Genomic DNA, 15391 nt, shown 5'->3' on the forward strand with positions numbered 1-15391 from the left:
GAAATGAAGGTGACGCGGAGAATTTTTGCCAAGCTCGGGTTCGGCTTGCTTGGTGCGACCATGTTGGGCGGCGCTGCATTTGCCGATGGCATGCCCGCTCCGTTTGATAATCCCGGCAAGGTCAAGATTGCCCTGGTGCGATACCTTTCGACGGGTGACTTCTTCCAGTCCTATCTTTCCGGCGTCGAGGCGCAGGCAAAGGCGCTTGGCGTCGATCTTCGTGTGCTGGACAGCCGGCAGGATGCTGCCTTGCAGTCTGACATGGTTGACCAGGCGATTGCGCTTGGTGTCAACGGTATCATCATCCAGCACGGTTTGACGGAGTCCATGAAGGATGCTGCGCAACGTGCGGTCGATGCGGGGATCAAGGTCGTCGCGTTCGACGTGAATGTCGGCAACGACAAGATACCGCAAATCGAACAGTCCGATCGCGACCTTGCCCGGCTGGCCCTGGAGCAGGCCGTCAAGGACAATGGCGACAGCTGGAAAGCCGGTTATGTCTATGTCGCAGGGATCGCGCCTCTCGACCGTCGCGACGAGACCTGGAAGGAATTCAAGAAGAAATATTCCGGCATTCATGAAGCCGCCATGTTCGGAACGATGGACAATCCGATCGCCAATTCAGTGGCCAATCAGGCGCGCTCGGTCATCTCCGCCAATCCGGACATTACCGTGATGTTTGCGCCCTATGACGAGTTCGCCAAGGGCGTGAAAATTGCCGTTGACGAGGCCGGGCTTTCCTCCAGTGTCAAAATCTACTCGGCAGATATTTCGACATCAGACATAGCGGCAATGCGTGAACCGGCCAGTGCCTGGACAGCGACCGCTGCGACCAATCCGGCCGTTGTCGGCCAGGTTTCGGTGCGCGCGCTAGCCATGCTGCTTGCCGGTCAGGATCCCGGTCACAACGTCATTGTGCCCCCGACACTGATCACACAAAGCCAGCTCAACAGCGCCGATATCAAGAACATGGAAGAACTGGCGGCCAAATTGCCGCAATTCGCCCATGCGGATGTCGCGGTGCCGGCATGGATGCCGCTTCCCAAGGGCAAATAACAAACGTAAAAGGCGGCCCGAAAGGCCGCCTTTTTGTTGTGCACCAGCACGTCCCGATCAGCGCAGAGCCGCTGCGATATTCCCGCCATCAACGGTCGTCACATCGGCAGTTGTCCGCTCCGCCAGTGCATGGTGCAAAAACGCCTGAGCTACGTCATCGGCGGTGACTTCCAGCCCGAGCAAATTGCCCGCCATGTATTCGCTGGTCGAAAGCCCGCGGGACGCCGAACGGTTCGCAATCATCTCGTCGTTCAACAGGCCGGACCGGATGCGGTCTGCATTGACCGCGTTGGAGCGTATGCCGTCTGCACCATGTTCCAGGGCATACTGGCGCGACAGGAAGAGGGTCGCAGCCTTGGGCAGGCCATAGGCACCAAATTTGGCGCCCGGATTGACCGCCTGCTTGCTGGCATTGAACAGAAGAGCGCCGCCGGTCCGCTGTTGTTTCATGATGCGTACGGCACATTGCGCCACGGTCTGGTGCGCGAAAAAGTTGAGTTCGAAACTCTTGCGCAGCAAATCGTCGTCAAGGGTTGCAATCGGGCTTTCCCATGCGGCCCCCGCATTGGAAACAACGATATCGACGCCGCCATAGGCAGCAACGACAGCCTCGAACGCCGCACGGACGGACGCGGGATCAGTCACATCGCAGGCCAGGCCGATGGAATCATTGCCGGCGGACCGGGCGACGGCCTCCGCCTTTGCCGCGTCGAGATCCAGCACGGCAACGTGAGCGCCCTGCTGGGCGAACAGCCTGGCCGTTGCGGCCCCGATGGCGCCCGCCCCACCCGTCACCAAGGCCACCTGGCCCGTGAGCGGCTTTGCCTTCGCGCTGGCAAGCTTGGCCTGCTCCAGCGACCAGTATTCCAGGTCAAACAGATCGGGCCGGCTCACCGGTTCGAACCGCCCGATGGACTCCGCATCCCGCGCTGCCTCGATCCACATCTCACCGACATCCGCGGCAATTCTGGCATCCTTGAGCGTACGGCCGTGTCCGAACATGCCGAGGCCTGGCACCAGCGTCAGCCGGGGCATCGGATCGAGCATGATCCGCTTTCCGCTGCTGCGCTTATCATTCGTTGTGAAATAGTCGGTATAATCCGCCATATAAGCCGCAACGGCGCGTTCCACCGCCGCCTTGAACGCATCGAGATCACCGCCATCAGGCGCTGGCAGCACCATCGGACCCGTCTTGATCCGTATGGACAAGTCAGGGGTCGACACGCCGCGCTGCGCCATCTCGTGAACAGTAGTCGCATTGACAAACTCGAGGATCGCCGGCGACGAGCGGAATTCGCTGACCATGCGATCAAACTTGCCTTCGCCCCGATTGACGGCGACGGCACCGCGCACGATAGCAGCGATATCACCGGGTTTGGCCAGCGTTTTCGGCAATGCCGCCGGTGTGAACGGGTTCCGCCCCTTGTCGCGTACATAGGTCTCGGCGAGCGAGACATAATGAATCATGCGGTCGTAGGCTTCCCGAGCCGTCGCGCCAAACGTGAAAATGCCGTGCTTGTCGAGAATGAGACCGTCAACGGTGGGATCCGCGTCAAAAACCTCGGCCGCCCGCTTTGCCAGATCAAAACCGGGCATCACATAGGGCACGAAGCCCATTTTGCTGCCAAAGATTTTCTCACTGAGGGCCCGGCTCTCCGCCTGGTCAGCGATAGCGAGAATTGCCGTCGAGTGGGTGTGATCCACAAATTTATGCGGGATGAAGGCATGCAGCAGCGCTTCCACCGAAGGATTTGGCGAAGCCGGATCAATCAGATTTGCCCGTTGCAGGGTGACCATATCCTCGTCCGACAATTTGCTCAGCTTGCGGGCCTTGAGCAGAGGGGCGACCTTGACGGCCGGCAGGCCGGCGGGCTCGATGACACCCATGTCCCAGCCGCTCCCCTTCACGCAGAGCACATCCCACTCGTCACCAATCAGATCCTTGACCGTGGTTTTGACGGAGGTGTTTCCGCCGCCGTGCAACACCAGCTGCGGCACGCTGCCGAGAAGCCGCGTGGTATAGGTTCTCAATGCGAGATCGCGGTTGATACCCTTGGCGGCATAGACCGCCACCATGTCTTCCGCCTCTTTGTCATTCCACAAATTTTTCATGCGAACTCCTCCCGTCCGGCAAATGGTCTCACGGCCTGGCAACGGGCCAGGCGATCCGCCAATGTTTCCAACTGTTGCTATGCTTGTTTGAGCCCGGCGCCCTTGGCGCGCTTGAGCAGGCGTTTCGCCATGGATGCCGTGATCATGAGATGGGACGCGAACCCACCCTTGATTGCTGCCACAAGCGGTTCGTACTTGCTGTCCTCCTGAACCACCAGCATCCTCTTGGGAATTTTCCGGATGGAATCGAGATCCGCAGAAATACAGCGCCGGTTATGGGCGCAGTCCAGCCACTGCCCGTCCACGTCAATCAGTTGCCCGGCAATCACACCCGCAGCGCCGGCCTGCCCGAGTGCATGCATTTCCGCCGCGGTGATCGCGCCGCATTTCACCAGATGGCTGTCATCTTCGATGCCGCCCACGGAATAAAGCGCCAATTGACAGTCCGTGATTGCCAACAACTGCTCCCGGACAACCGGCTCCCGGCGCAGCTCCTCAGCAAGACGTTCAGAGCTGAGCACGAGCGGTGCGTAAAGGTTGATGCCTTCCGCGTTCAACCGGCGGGCAATTTCAGTCGTGCATTGATCCGGGCGATAGGAATACGGCGCCCCGAGATTGCCGCAGAGCTGCACGACCGCCACCCCCTGCAGGTCTGCGTAAGGCATGACGTCGGCGATATGATAGACAGTCCGCCCCCAGGCCACGCCGACACGATCACCTTTGTTGATCAACTCAATGAACGCAGCCGCTGCAACAACGGGCATTTCAACGGATGGATTGAAAGCTTGCCTGTCTTCGGGAATAATCCATACGGTTTCAAGGCCAAGGGCATCCTCGGTTTCGCGCGCAAGAACGTCATCGGAAAACAATTCCGTCGATGTGGAGATGGTGACAATGCCGATTTCGCGCGCACGGCGCAGATACATCGCCACGGACGCGCGGGAAATATCGAGATGCTTGGCCACTTCGTCTTGCCGCAAACCATGGGTATAATAGAGCCAGGCGGCCTTATGGATTATCTGATCGGCGGACCGGACAGGCATTGAAGTTCCTCACAAAATATCGCTGATTAGACAATATTCACGTGATCTGACAAAAGTCAAATAGCAGATCATCTGCTGTCTGCGTTGCGCGCTTTTCTCTTCGCAGTTTTATGGGAAAGTCGCGTTGCCACCCTGGCCCCCGGGTGGCAAATCGATGCGTGAGCGCCTCAGGCGAGCTTTGGTATGGCGTTGAGGAGCGCGCGCGTATAGGCCTCCTGTGGCGCGTCGAATATTTCCTCCGCCGTCCCCACTTCGATGATCTTGCCGCGATACATCACGGCAACCCGGTCGCAGAGATGACGCACGACGGAAAGGTCATGACTGATGAACAGCAGCGTCAGGCCCAATTCTTTGCGCAGTTGCAAAAGAAGGTTGAGAATCTGCGCCTGAATGGAAACGTCGAGCGATGCCACCGGTTCGTCGCAGACAATGACGTCTGGGCGCATGGCCAGCGCGCGGGCGATGGCGATACGCTGGCGCTGACCGCCTGAGAACTGATGCGGATAGCGGTCCGCAAATGCCGGGTCGAGCGAGACAGCCTTCAGCCACTCCGCCACATATGAACGGGCTTCGGCCTTGCTGGTCAGACCATGCGCTATCGGTCCTTCCGCGATGGACTGTCCAATGGTGCGGCGCGGGTCAAGTGACGCAAAGGGATCCTGAAAGATCATCTGGACATTGGTGGTCAGCTTTCTCGGCTGCGGGCCGGCGGACATCACCGGGCTGTTGTTCAGCGTTACCCTGCCTTCCGTCGGCTGATAGATGCCGCAGACAATACGTCCGAGCGTTGATTTGCCCGAACCGGATTCCCCGACCAATCCAAGCGCCTCTCCCTTTGCGATGGTCAGATCAACGTTTTCAACGGCAAGCACTGGCTTCTTTGATTTGAGCAGACCGGCCCGTTCACCCAGCCGCGCCCAGAAACCACGTTTCTGTTCAAACACTTTGACGAGCCCATCCATCGCCACGAAGGACGGATCGGCCATCGTCGCGGCAACGGGATGCGCAGCGCTTTCGCTGTCATTGTCATTGGCGCCAGCACCCAGCCGCTGACCGGGCTTTGACCGCGATGGCAATGCATCGAGCAGTGATTGCGTATAGGGATGGCTTGGCGTGCGCAGGACCTCGGAGGCGAGGCCCGTTTCCACGATCTTGCCCGCCTTCATCACGGCGATGCGCTTCGAGATGGAAGCCACGGTTGCCAGGTCATGGCTGATCCAAATCATGGAAATGCCAAGCTCGGCAACCAGCGACTTTATTTCAACGAGAATTTCCGCCTGGACCGACACGTCAAGCGCCGTGGTTGGTTCGTCGGCAATGACAATTTTGGGCCGGTGCAGCAATGCGATGGCTATGGCAACGCGCTGACGCATGCCGCCGGAGAACTGGTGCGGGTAAAAATCCACCTTCTGTTCAGGATCGACAATGCGAACCTTTCGCAGCGCCTCGACGGCACGAAGGCGCGCATCGGCGTCCGAGATCCGTTCATGCGCCTGCAGCGCCAGGGTCATCTGATCCAATACGGTCAGGACCGGATTGAGTGTCATCATCGGGTCCTGGAAGACCATGGCAATGTCCCGGCCACGGATCTTGCGCAATTCCGGCTCGCTGAGGCCAACAAGCTCGCGACCGTCAAGTTTGATCGAACCGCTGACAATGCGCCCCGGTTTGTCGATGAGACCTATCAGCGAAAAGCCGGTAATGGACTTGCCCGAGCCTGACTCGCCCACCAGTCCCAGAATCTCGCCCTTTTCCAGATGGAGCGAGATGCCGTCGACTGATTTCACGATTCCCGTCCGCGCCTCGAAATAGGTGCAAAGATCAGTCACTTCGAGAAGGGGAGCGGTCATCGTTTCAACCTCGGATTGAGCTGACTCCGCACCTGATCACCGACAAGATTGATCGCCATGATGAGAATGATGAGAGCCACGCCCGGATAGATGGAAATCCAGTATCGGCCGGAGAGAAGATACTGGAAGCCGCCGGAAATCAGCATGCCAAGCGATGGTTCGGTGGGCGGCAGACCGACCCCGAGAAATGACAGGGTTGCCTCTAGCGAAATGGCGCTCGCCACCTGAACGGTTGCCACGACGATAAGCGGCGGCAGCGCATTGGGCAGGATGTGCCGTGTCACCACAAACCAGCCGCTCATGGGTACGGACAGGGCCGCCTCCACATAGTCCTTGTTCCGTTCAACGGCTGCCGCGCCATGGGCAGTGCGCACGAAATAGGCGTATTGCGAAAAGACCAGTGCGACGATCAGCTGCCCCTTGCCCTGCCCGAGGAGCGCCGCCACCACGAAAGCGAGCAGGATCGCCGGGAACGAAAGCTGCAGATCCACCAGCCGCATCACGAGGGCTTCAAAACGGCCGCCCACATAGGCGGCGGTACAACCGACCAGCGCGCCGATTGAAAAGGCTATCGCGCCCGCGAGGAGGCCCATCTCCAGCGAAATGCGCAGGCCGTAGAGGATGGCGGAAAAGAGATCGCGGCCTTGGCTGTCGGTTCCCAGAATGTGGGTATATCCGCCGGTGCCGATGTATCCCGGTGCCCTGCGTGCATCGCGCATCACAAGACTTGAAAGATCGTAGGGGTCCTGCGGCGCAATCAGCGGCGCGAAAACAGCCAGCACTATGACAACGAGCAGTATGATGGCAGCGATGACAGCGACGGGATGACGGACAAACTCTGCCCAGAAATCGGATGAGCTACGGGCTTTTTCAACGGATAGGGTCATTTGCCACCCCCATGGCGCATGCGCGGATCGAGGACGGCATAGGCCAGATCGACAACCAGGTTGATCGTAATGAACATGAGCGAAACCAGCATGAGATAGGCCACCATCACCGGCCGGTCCAGCGACGTGATACTGTCAATGATCAGCTTTCCCAGACCCGGCCACGAATAGATCGTCTCGGTCACGACGGCGAACGCAATGGTCGAGCCCAGTTCCAGTCCGAATACAGTGACGAGCGGAATGGAAATCAACCGCAGCACGTGCCGGCGCAGGATCGTCCACTCATGGATACCTGCCGCCCGGGCGAATTTGATCGTATCGGTCAACATCACTTCCCGCGTGCCCGAGGCCGCCAGCCGTATCATCATCGACATCTTGAACAGGGACAGGTTGACGGCGGGCAGAACGAGGTGGCGCATGCCATCGAACGTCAGGAAGCTGACGGGAACCCCGAAAACGGAAACCGTCTCTCCCCGGCCCCCTGCCGGCATGATGCCCAGTTGCACGGCAAAGACCATGATGAGCATGAGTCCGATCCAGAAGGTGGGAACAGAGAAACCGAGAATGGACAGGGCCATGATCACCTTCGCGGTCCAGCTTTCCGGTTTGTACCCCGCATATATTCCAAGCGGTATGCCGATGAGGCTTGCCAGGAAAACAGCGATAACCGCGAGCTCCATTGTCGCGGGGAAGCGCGAGGCAATCAGCTGGGAAACCGGCATGTTGTAGACGAATGAACGGCCCAGATCGCCATGCAGAAGGTTGCTTGCGAAGTGCAGATACTGCTGCCAGATGGGCAGATCGAGGCCATACTGCGCAATGACGCGATTGCGGATATCCTGGGTTGCATCCGGAGAAATCAGCACGTCGACCGGGTTTCCGATGACGAAGACACCCAGAAAAACCAGCAATGACATGACGAGCATGACCAGTGCCGCCTGCCATAATCGCCTGACAATGAACGCAACCATTCGCTCAACCTTCCCCTGCACATTCGTGCTTGTTTGAATTGGCTGTCACCGGCGGGCTTTCCTGCCTCCGCCGGTGACAACAATCAATGCCAGCCGTTTTCCAGCTCTTCCCGTGTTTCCCCGACGGCAACATCCCAAATCGCCAGCATGTCCGCATCGGGCCGTTCGAACAGTCCGTGGTAGTTGCCCTCGCCCTGAGAAAGCTGTGCCCGCTTGCCGCCGGCGCCGACGCGGGCTAACGCGCCAAAATCAACGCGTTCCTGTGCATGGTCTGGCTGGGCGACACCAGGAAGGCGCGTCCAGGGGAAATTTTCCATCCAGGAGGCGTGCGATGCGCGGTTGTCGATTTCGAGAACCTTGCCCATGGTCTTGGGTGCACGCCACCAATCGTGCATTTTCACACTGGCATCGCGATTGCGATTGAGCCATTCGGAAACAACCGTCGCCGCCGGCGTGTTGCCGCCATGGCCGTTGACAATGAGGATACGGCGAAACCCGCCATGATAGAGGCTATCAAGGACGTCCTCGATCACACCGACATAGGTGCGCAGGCTCAGCGATACGGTTCCCGGAAAATCGGCAAAACTTGAAGCAAGCCCATAGGGCAAGACCGGGAAAACCGGAACGCCAAGCGGCTCTGCTGCATCGACCGATACTTTTTCCGCCAGGATCATGTCGGTCGCGAGACTCAGCCGCGCGTGCTGCTCCACGCTGCCAATGGGCAGGATGCACCGGTCATCCCTGCGGATGCGTTCCTCAACCTGACTCCAGTTCATCGCACTTATGCGCATGCCTCTTACCTCTGCTGATTTCGTCCCCAAGCATAAACACAAGGATCATGCGCATACAAGTTCCAAATGGTACAAAAATTACGTTTGACATACAGCAATAGCGAGATATTTTGTCTCTAATGGAACTTAATGGCGAGGAGCGCGCATGCAGAACCTGATCGATCTCGCGCTGCTGGAGGGCCGTGCCGGACGAACGACAGCGCCGAATGAGAGCATTGCGGAAAGCGATATTCTTTATGCAAAGCTGTGGTCGAACCCCTGTTGGCTTTCCTTCCGCATCAACTATCTGGCACTGCACTACAACAACCCCGTATACGGCACGATCAATGCAGATCATGACCTGCTGCGCCCCGAATTCGTCGTGCTCTATTCGCTGTTTCTGCGGGACCGCACCACGCTTTCGGAAGTGGTGGCCGGTTCCGGTTTTCCAAAGAACACGTTGAGCCGCGCAACCAAGAAGCTCGACCGCCTCAAGCTGGTCCGGCGCGAGGAGGATCTGGGAGATCTTCGCCGCGTCGTCCTGTGCCTGACGCAGGAGGGCCGGGCGATTGTCGAAGCCAAGATGGCGCCCATGATCGACCGGGAACGCATGATGCTGGAGGCACTCAGCCCCGCCGAACGCATGATGCTGTCCGACATCCTCGCCAAAATGGTCATCGCATCGCGCGGCTGGCCCGACACAATTTCTTCCGACGCAACCGCATTCGAAGAATAAAAAAGCAACCTCTGGAATAGGGAACAACAATGCAAAGAAGACTGAGAGCCCTCTTATTGGGAACCGCACTCCTGCTGGGCACGGGCCATGCCATCGCCGCAGACCTTGTCATGGCGATTAAGGCCGGGCCTGCCTCGATGGATCCGCATTTCACCGCCACCGCAGCCAACGCGGAAGCAACCAAACATATTTTCGATACGCTCATCCGCTCGGGCAACAATCTCGAGCTGGAGCCGTCGCTTGCGCTCAGCTGGACAGCCATCGACCAGACGACCTGGGAATTCAAACTGCGTCAGGGCGTCAAGTTTCACGATGGATCAGATTTCACGGCGGAAGATGTGAAATTCTCTATCGAACGCATTCCTCATGTCACCGGCCCCAACCCCGCGACAATCTTTGTGCGCCGGGTCAAATCGGTTGAGGTGGTCGATCCATTCACCGTGCGTGTCAAGACAGAAGGCCCCGCGCCCACCCTGCCGAATGATTTTGTGCGTCTGTTCATCACCTCGCACACGGCAGCCGCCAATTACTCAACGCAGGAAACAGCGGCCGAAGGGTTCAATTCGGGCAAGGCAACCATCGGTACCGGCCCTTACAAGTTCGTTTCCTGGGCTCCGACACAGGATCTGGTTCTCCAGCGCTTCGACGGCTATTGGGGCGGAGCACAGCCCTGGGATCGCGTCATCCGCAAGGAAATCCCCAACGATGCAGCGCGCGTTGCACAGCTGAAGGCAGGACAGGTCGATGTAATTTCGAAAGTGCCCGCCGCGGATGTGCCGGTGCTTGAGCGGGATGCATCGCTTGCCGTGGTCAAGAACGAGAGCATCTATATCAGCTATCTCGAGTTCGATTTCCGCGAGAAAAGCCCGCAGGTCTTCGACAAGAGCGGCGCGAAGCTCGACAAGAATCCCCTGCTCGACCCGCGTGTGCGCGAAGCCATCGATCTCGCACTCGACCGCGAAACCATCGTCGAATTCGCCCTGGAGGGCATGGCTGTCGTGCCAACCCAGTTGGTCACATCGAATATCTTTGGCTATGACAAATCACTCCAGGCACCGGCCTTCGATCTGAAGCGCGCCAAGGAATTGCTGAAGGATGCGGGTTATCCCAACGGCTTCAAGATCACGCTCAGCTATGCCAATGATCGCATGCCAAACGAGCTCGGACCGACGGTCGCGCAGATGCTGGCTGCAATCGGCATCACAGCCGATGTTAATGGCGTGCCTGCGACTGTGTTCAATCCGGCAAAGACCCGGGGCGAGTATTCACTCTATATGGCCAGTTGGGGCACGTTGACGGGCGAAGCAAATTACATGCTCTCGTCGCTGATGCACGCCCACGACACCGCAAAATCGCTGGGCGCATTCAATGTCCGCGGTTATGCCAATCCGCAGATGGACAAGCTGATTGAAGACGCCGGAGCCGAGATGGATACGGACAAGCGCCGCGTCCTTCTGGAAAAGGCCAACAATCTCGTCGCAACGGACCGCCCTGACCTGCCTCTCGCGACTCAGCTCAGCGCCTGGGCCGTGAAGAAGGCCAAGGTTATCCTGACACCCCGGGCTGACGAAGACACGCTGGCGATGAATATCCGTCCGGCGCAGCAATAAGCATCGACGTGAAAGGGCCGGATACTGATCCGGCCCTTTTGTTGTTTCACACGCAGGAAAGACAGATATGACGAACATAGCTCTGGCCATTCACGGCGGTTGCGGCGTGATGGCAAAACTTGATCTGAGCGAGGCTGAGTGGGCCGGCGCCCGCGCCGATCTGGCATCGGCGCTGAAAGCCGGCTGGGCAATTCTGAGTTCCGGCGGCTCCTCGCTCGATGCGGTGGAAGCTGCGGTGGTGGTGATGGAGGACAGCCCGCATTTCAATGCAGGGTATGGCGCCGCGCTTAACGAACACGGTATCCATGAACTGGATGCATCCATCATGGACGGCTCCAGTCTGGCTGCCGGTGCGGTTTGCGCCAGCAGGGCTATCCGCAATCCCATAAGGGCAGCACGCGCAGTCATGGAAAAGGGCGATGCGGTTCTCTTGAATGGAACGGCGGCCGATCGCTTCGCTGAAGTGGCTGGACTGGCCACGGAACCGCAGGCCTATTTCACGACCGAACGCCGCCTCATCGCTCTTGCCGCCATGAAAGCCCATGAGGCCCGGGGCACGTCCGCGCTGGCGAAGGAGGCTGAGAAACACGGCACGGTCGGCGCGGTTGCGCTTGATGCCGCCGGTCATCTCGCAGCAGCGACCTCAACGGGCGGCTACAACAACAAGCCTGATGGCCGTATCGGCGATTCCCCGATCATCGGTGCAGGCACTTATGCGCGGGATGGCATCTGTGCCGTATCCGGTACCGGCAAGGGAGAAGTATTCATCCGTCATGTCGTCGGTCACGAGATCGCAAGCCGGATGGCCTATCTCGGCGAAGACCTCAAGACAGCTTCGGACAAAGTCATCCACGAGGACCTCAAACGGCACAATGCAGGTGCCGGGCTGGTTGCCATAGGTGCCGATGGCTCCATCGTCGCACCGTATAATACCGATGGCATGTTCCGCGGCTGGGTCACCAGCAACGGCGATGTCTTTGTCGGCACGCACGACAAAGTTTTCCAGCTCCCAGGTCTTCCACGCTAAGACCTGGGCGGCATGGTTGACGGCACCTTATGGTTAAAATCGGGATTCAGTCTTTCTTGGTAATTTCCTGTTAGCAATTGCAGCAGTGAAACCGATTGGCCTCGTTCGCGCCATCGACAATTATTTCGAGTACGGGTGCCTATGCGTGTTTCGTGTGTGCTGACAATCATGTTTTCGTGCCTCGTGCTGACGAACTGCCAATCCAGTTCAGGCGTGGACGATGTGCTGGCGCAACGGCCTTCGCAGGAAATGACCAGTTCGGTGGTCCGGCCAAGCCGTTCGGTGACGCGTATCGCTATGGCAACCGTCCCCCCCTCGCCGGTACCCCAGCAGGAAATTCTGGCATGGGCCGGACCCGTCCCGGAATCGGCAGCGATCCTGCCTCCGGCACCATCCCCTGTCATGGCCGCCCCAACCGAAAGGCCGGTCCCCCAGCCAGCCCCCGCAGATCCCATGGTCAAGGCTGCGCCGCAGGCCCGAATGCAGATCTACAGCCGCCGTTTCCGCGATGCCAAACCCATTAATTTTGGGCCGGCATCGCCAAAGAAACTCGCCGTGCACGGGGTTGACGTGTCGCGCTGGCAGGGTGACGTGGATTGGGCGAACCTGCGTATGCAAGGCGCCAATTTCGCCTATATCAAAGCTACCGACGGCGGCGATCATATCGACCCGATGTTCAAGACCAACTGGCGCAAGGCCAAGGAAGCCGGACTGAAGCGGGGCGCCTATCACTTCTTCTACTGGTGCCGCACAGCGGGTGAGCAGGCTGACTGGTTCATCCGCAATGTTCCCCGGGAACCCGGTGCGCTTCCACCTGCGATAGATGTGGAATGGAATGGCGAATCGAGCTGCAAGCGGCGCCCTTCCCGCGCGCAGGTGCTGGAAAAGATGCAGGTCTTCATGGACAAGCTGGAGAAACATTATGGCCAGCGGCCGATCATCTACACCGCCCCGGATTTCTATCGGGACAATCTAAGGGGCGAGCTTGCCGATTATCCCTTCTGGTTGCGTGCGGTCGCCGCTCATCCCTCCAAGGTTTATCCCGGCCGGCGCTGGCTGTTCTGGCAATACTCCGGTTCGGGCCTTTCCCATGGCGTCAGCGGCCGAATTGACCTCAACGTGTTCCACGGCAGTGAGGAGGAATGGCACAACTGGGTGACGGCCCGGGCCGGTTAAGCCCACGCAAGCGCGACGCCAATTACATGCAATTTGCGTCCAGGGTTTAACCTAATTCTGACGAATGGCCGCTATTCAAGGTGTTCCATTCTGAAGGGGGAAACAATGGCGTGGAGACTTATGCTGGCAAGTGCCATACTTGCCATGACACGGACGGTACCGAACGTTTTCACAGGGCCGCGCAGCTCTGGTCTTGTATCGGACAACGCCCTCGAAATGCAGTTGAACCCCGCTCCCATCAATCCCGACTGGATATTGGACGGTAACCCGCAGGCGCGCGCACGCGAACAATCCGCAAGCCGCGACCGGGCGGCCTACACCGCGATATGGGATTGCACCGCCGGAACCTTCCGCTGGTATTTCGGTTGGGACGAAACCGTCTGCATTCTCGAAGGTGAAGTGCACGTCACGGACGCCGAAGGGCTCACCCGAACCTTGCGTGCGGGAGATGTTGCCTACTTTACCGGCGGAACGTGGGCAACCTGGAAGATAGACCGCTATCTGAAGAAGGTCGCGTTCATGCGCCGTACCCTGCCGGCACCGGCATCATTCATCTATCGCGCCAGTGATGCCGCCCGCAGGCGCTGGGGCCGCACCAAAGGCGGCGCGCTGCAATGAGGCAGCCCCTTCCAGCCAAGATTTCCCGATCTATCGCAGCTTGAGATTCTCCCGGGTCAGTTGATCGACGGAGGTGCAGCCCATGAGCTTCATCCCTCGCTCTATCTCGATCTTGAGCTGATCCAGCGCGCGGTCGACACCAGCCTGACCGGCCGCGGCAAGGGGATAAAGGTAATAACGTCCGATCCCGACCGCCTTGGCGCCCATGGACAAGGCCTTGAGCACGTGCGTCCCGCGCTGGATTCCGCCGTCCATGATCACATCGATTTTGTCGCCCACGGCATCAACGATCTCAGCCAGTTGGTCGAATGCGGCGCGCGATCCATCGAGCTGCCTGCCGCCGTGATTGGAGATAATGATACCCGTGCAGCCGATATCGACTGCGCGCCTGGCATCCGCCACCGACATGATGCCCTTCAGGCAGAACTGCCCTGACCAGTGCTGCACCATCTCGGCCACATCATCCCAGGTCATCGAGGGATCCAGCATCTCCGTGAAATACCGGCTGATCGACATGGCGCCGCTGCCCATGTCCACGTGTTCTTCCAGTTGCGGCAGGCTGAAGCGTTCATGCGTGAGATAGTTCAGTGCCCATTGCGGCTTGATGGCAAATTGCAGCATGCCGGCAAGATTGAGCCTGAATGGAATGGAAAAGCCGGTACGCAAATCACGCTCGCGGTTACCCCCGGTAATGCTGTCGACGGTCAGCATCATCACCTCGACGCCAGCGTCCTTGGCTCTCTGCATCATCGCCCGGTTCAGGCCGCGGTCCTTATGAAAGTAAAACTGATAGACCTGCGGGCCGCTATAGGACTTGCGCAGTTTCTCAAGGCTGACTGTACCAAGCGATGAAACACCGAACATCGTTCCATGCCTTGCCGCTGCGGCTGCAACCGCATGCTCTCCCTGATGGTGAAACAGCCGCTGCAAGGCTGTCGGGGAGCAGTAGAAGGGCACGGCAAGCTTTTGTCCCATGACGACAACGGATGTATCGACACTCTTTACCCCGCGCAGCACATTGGGAATGAGATCGCAATGGTCGAAACTTTCCGTATTCCGGCGATAGGTGACTTCATCATCCGCTGCCCCGTCGATATAGTCGAAAATTGGCCCCGGCAGCCGCCGTTTGGCCAAAGTCCTGAAATCGTGGAAATTGTGGCAATCGCTCAGACGCATCATTCAACCCTTGTTTGATTCACGCCTGAGAATAGGCGGGAATTGCTGCGGATGCACTAAGTGTGGCGACAAGACATCATTTTCCAACAGGTATAAGGCTGAGCTTTCATTTCCTTGACGATAACTGTACCGACACGGCGATATTGCCCATGCGTCATTTGTGGCGGCAATATCACTCAGCGTAAAATCTTATGCCTGCCCGGTCGCACTCAACGCCACCGCGAAGACGCCCGAAAAAGCTCGAACCCGAATAATATTCTTCATCTGAATGATCTCTTCTGCTGTCTTCGCCCTTCTGCCAGCAATAGTCGGACTTGCAATCTGTCGAAAAATGGGCTGCCTATACTGAAAATGGAATA

The 15391-nt window shown here is 58.6% G+C and carries 13 protein-coding genes; 6 read left to right on the top strand and 7 right to left on the bottom strand.

What is annotated here, in order from left to right; genetic code table 11:
* The first annotated feature begins 3 nt into the window (after positions 1-3).
* Positions 4-1056, top strand: coding sequence for a substrate-binding domain-containing protein (locus ACP7B1_RS12840; protein WP_288191400.1), 1053 nt, complete (start codon positions 4-6; stop codon positions 1054-1056).
* Between the two features lie 57 nt (positions 1057-1113).
* Here ACP7B1_RS12840 and ACP7B1_RS12845 read toward each other — a convergent pair whose 3' ends face one another.
* The 6 genes from ACP7B1_RS12845 to ACP7B1_RS12870 all read right to left on the bottom strand — a co-directional run bounded on the left by ACP7B1_RS12845 (position 1114) and on the right by ACP7B1_RS12870 (position 8710).
* Entirely contained in the window at positions 1114-3168 is a 2055-nt protein-coding gene (locus tag ACP7B1_RS12845) for a bifunctional aldolase/short-chain dehydrogenase (protein WP_346308224.1), read from the bottom strand.
* 77 nt (positions 3169-3245) lie between these two features.
* On the bottom strand, positions 3246-4211 hold the full coding sequence (locus ACP7B1_RS12850; protein ID WP_346308225.1) for a sugar-binding transcriptional regulator: 966 nt from the start codon (positions 4209-4211) through the stop codon (positions 3246-3248).
* 167 nt (positions 4212-4378) lie between these two features.
* Positions 4379-6061, bottom strand: a complete 1683-nt coding sequence (locus ACP7B1_RS12855) for a dipeptide ABC transporter ATP-binding protein (RefSeq protein ID WP_426136952.1) — start codon at positions 6059-6061, stop codon at positions 4379-4381.
* Positions 6058-6948 carry an ABC transporter permease gene (locus ACP7B1_RS12860; protein WP_346308227.1) on the bottom strand — a complete coding sequence of 297 codons (891 nt, stop codon included), beginning with the start codon at positions 6946-6948 and terminating at the stop codon, positions 6058-6060. The genes ACP7B1_RS12855 and ACP7B1_RS12860 overlap by 4 nt, the downstream gene beginning before the upstream one ends.
* On the bottom strand, positions 6945-7919 hold the full coding sequence (locus ACP7B1_RS12865) for an ABC transporter permease (protein ID WP_346308228.1): 975 nt from the start codon (positions 7917-7919) through the stop codon (positions 6945-6947). Before ACP7B1_RS12865 ends, ACP7B1_RS12860 begins: the two co-directional genes overlap by 4 nt.
* Before the next feature lie 83 nt (positions 7920-8002).
* Positions 8003-8710: a creatininase family protein gene (locus ACP7B1_RS12870; protein ID WP_346308229.1), complete on the bottom strand. Its 708-nt coding sequence runs from the start codon at positions 8708-8710 to the stop codon at positions 8003-8005.
* A 145-nt stretch (positions 8711-8855) separates the two neighbouring features.
* On the opposite strand from ACP7B1_RS12870, the gene ACP7B1_RS12875 reads away from it, so the two are divergent.
* The 5 genes from ACP7B1_RS12875 to ACP7B1_RS12895 all read left to right on the top strand — a co-directional run bounded on the left by ACP7B1_RS12875 (position 8856) and on the right by ACP7B1_RS12895 (position 13856).
* Positions 8856-9425, top strand: a complete 570-nt coding sequence (locus ACP7B1_RS12875) for a MarR family winged helix-turn-helix transcriptional regulator (protein WP_346308230.1) — start codon at positions 8856-8858, stop codon at positions 9423-9425.
* A 29-nt stretch (positions 9426-9454) separates the two neighbouring features.
* On the top strand, positions 9455-11035 hold the full coding sequence (locus ACP7B1_RS12880) for an ABC transporter substrate-binding protein (RefSeq protein ID WP_346308231.1): 1581 nt from the start codon (positions 9455-9457) through the stop codon (positions 11033-11035).
* Between the two features lie 67 nt (positions 11036-11102).
* Positions 11103-12062, top strand: coding sequence for an isoaspartyl peptidase/L-asparaginase (locus ACP7B1_RS12885; RefSeq protein ID WP_346308232.1), 960 nt, complete (start codon positions 11103-11105; stop codon positions 12060-12062).
* Between the two features lie 141 nt (positions 12063-12203).
* Positions 12204-13238, top strand: coding sequence for a glycoside hydrolase family 25 protein (locus ACP7B1_RS12890; RefSeq protein ID WP_346308233.1), 1035 nt, complete (start codon positions 12204-12206; stop codon positions 13236-13238).
* A gap of 105 nt (positions 13239-13343) precedes the next feature.
* Positions 13344-13856, top strand: coding sequence for a cupin domain-containing protein (locus ACP7B1_RS12895; RefSeq protein WP_346308234.1), 513 nt, complete (start codon positions 13344-13346; stop codon positions 13854-13856).
* 30 nt (positions 13857-13886) lie between these two features.
* Here the strand turns inward: ACP7B1_RS12895 and ACP7B1_RS12900 are convergent, their stop codons facing one another.
* Positions 13887-15032, bottom strand: a complete 1146-nt coding sequence (locus tag ACP7B1_RS12900; protein WP_346308271.1) for an alpha-hydroxy acid oxidase — start codon at positions 15030-15032, stop codon at positions 13887-13889.
* Positions 15033-15391: the final 359 nt, after the last annotated feature.

Origin of the sequence: Phyllobacterium sp. SL163, assembly GCF_049896885.1 — a bacterium.
In the GTDB taxonomy this organism is placed as follows: Bacteria; Pseudomonadota; Alphaproteobacteria; order Rhizobiales; family Rhizobiaceae; genus Phyllobacterium; species Phyllobacterium calauticae.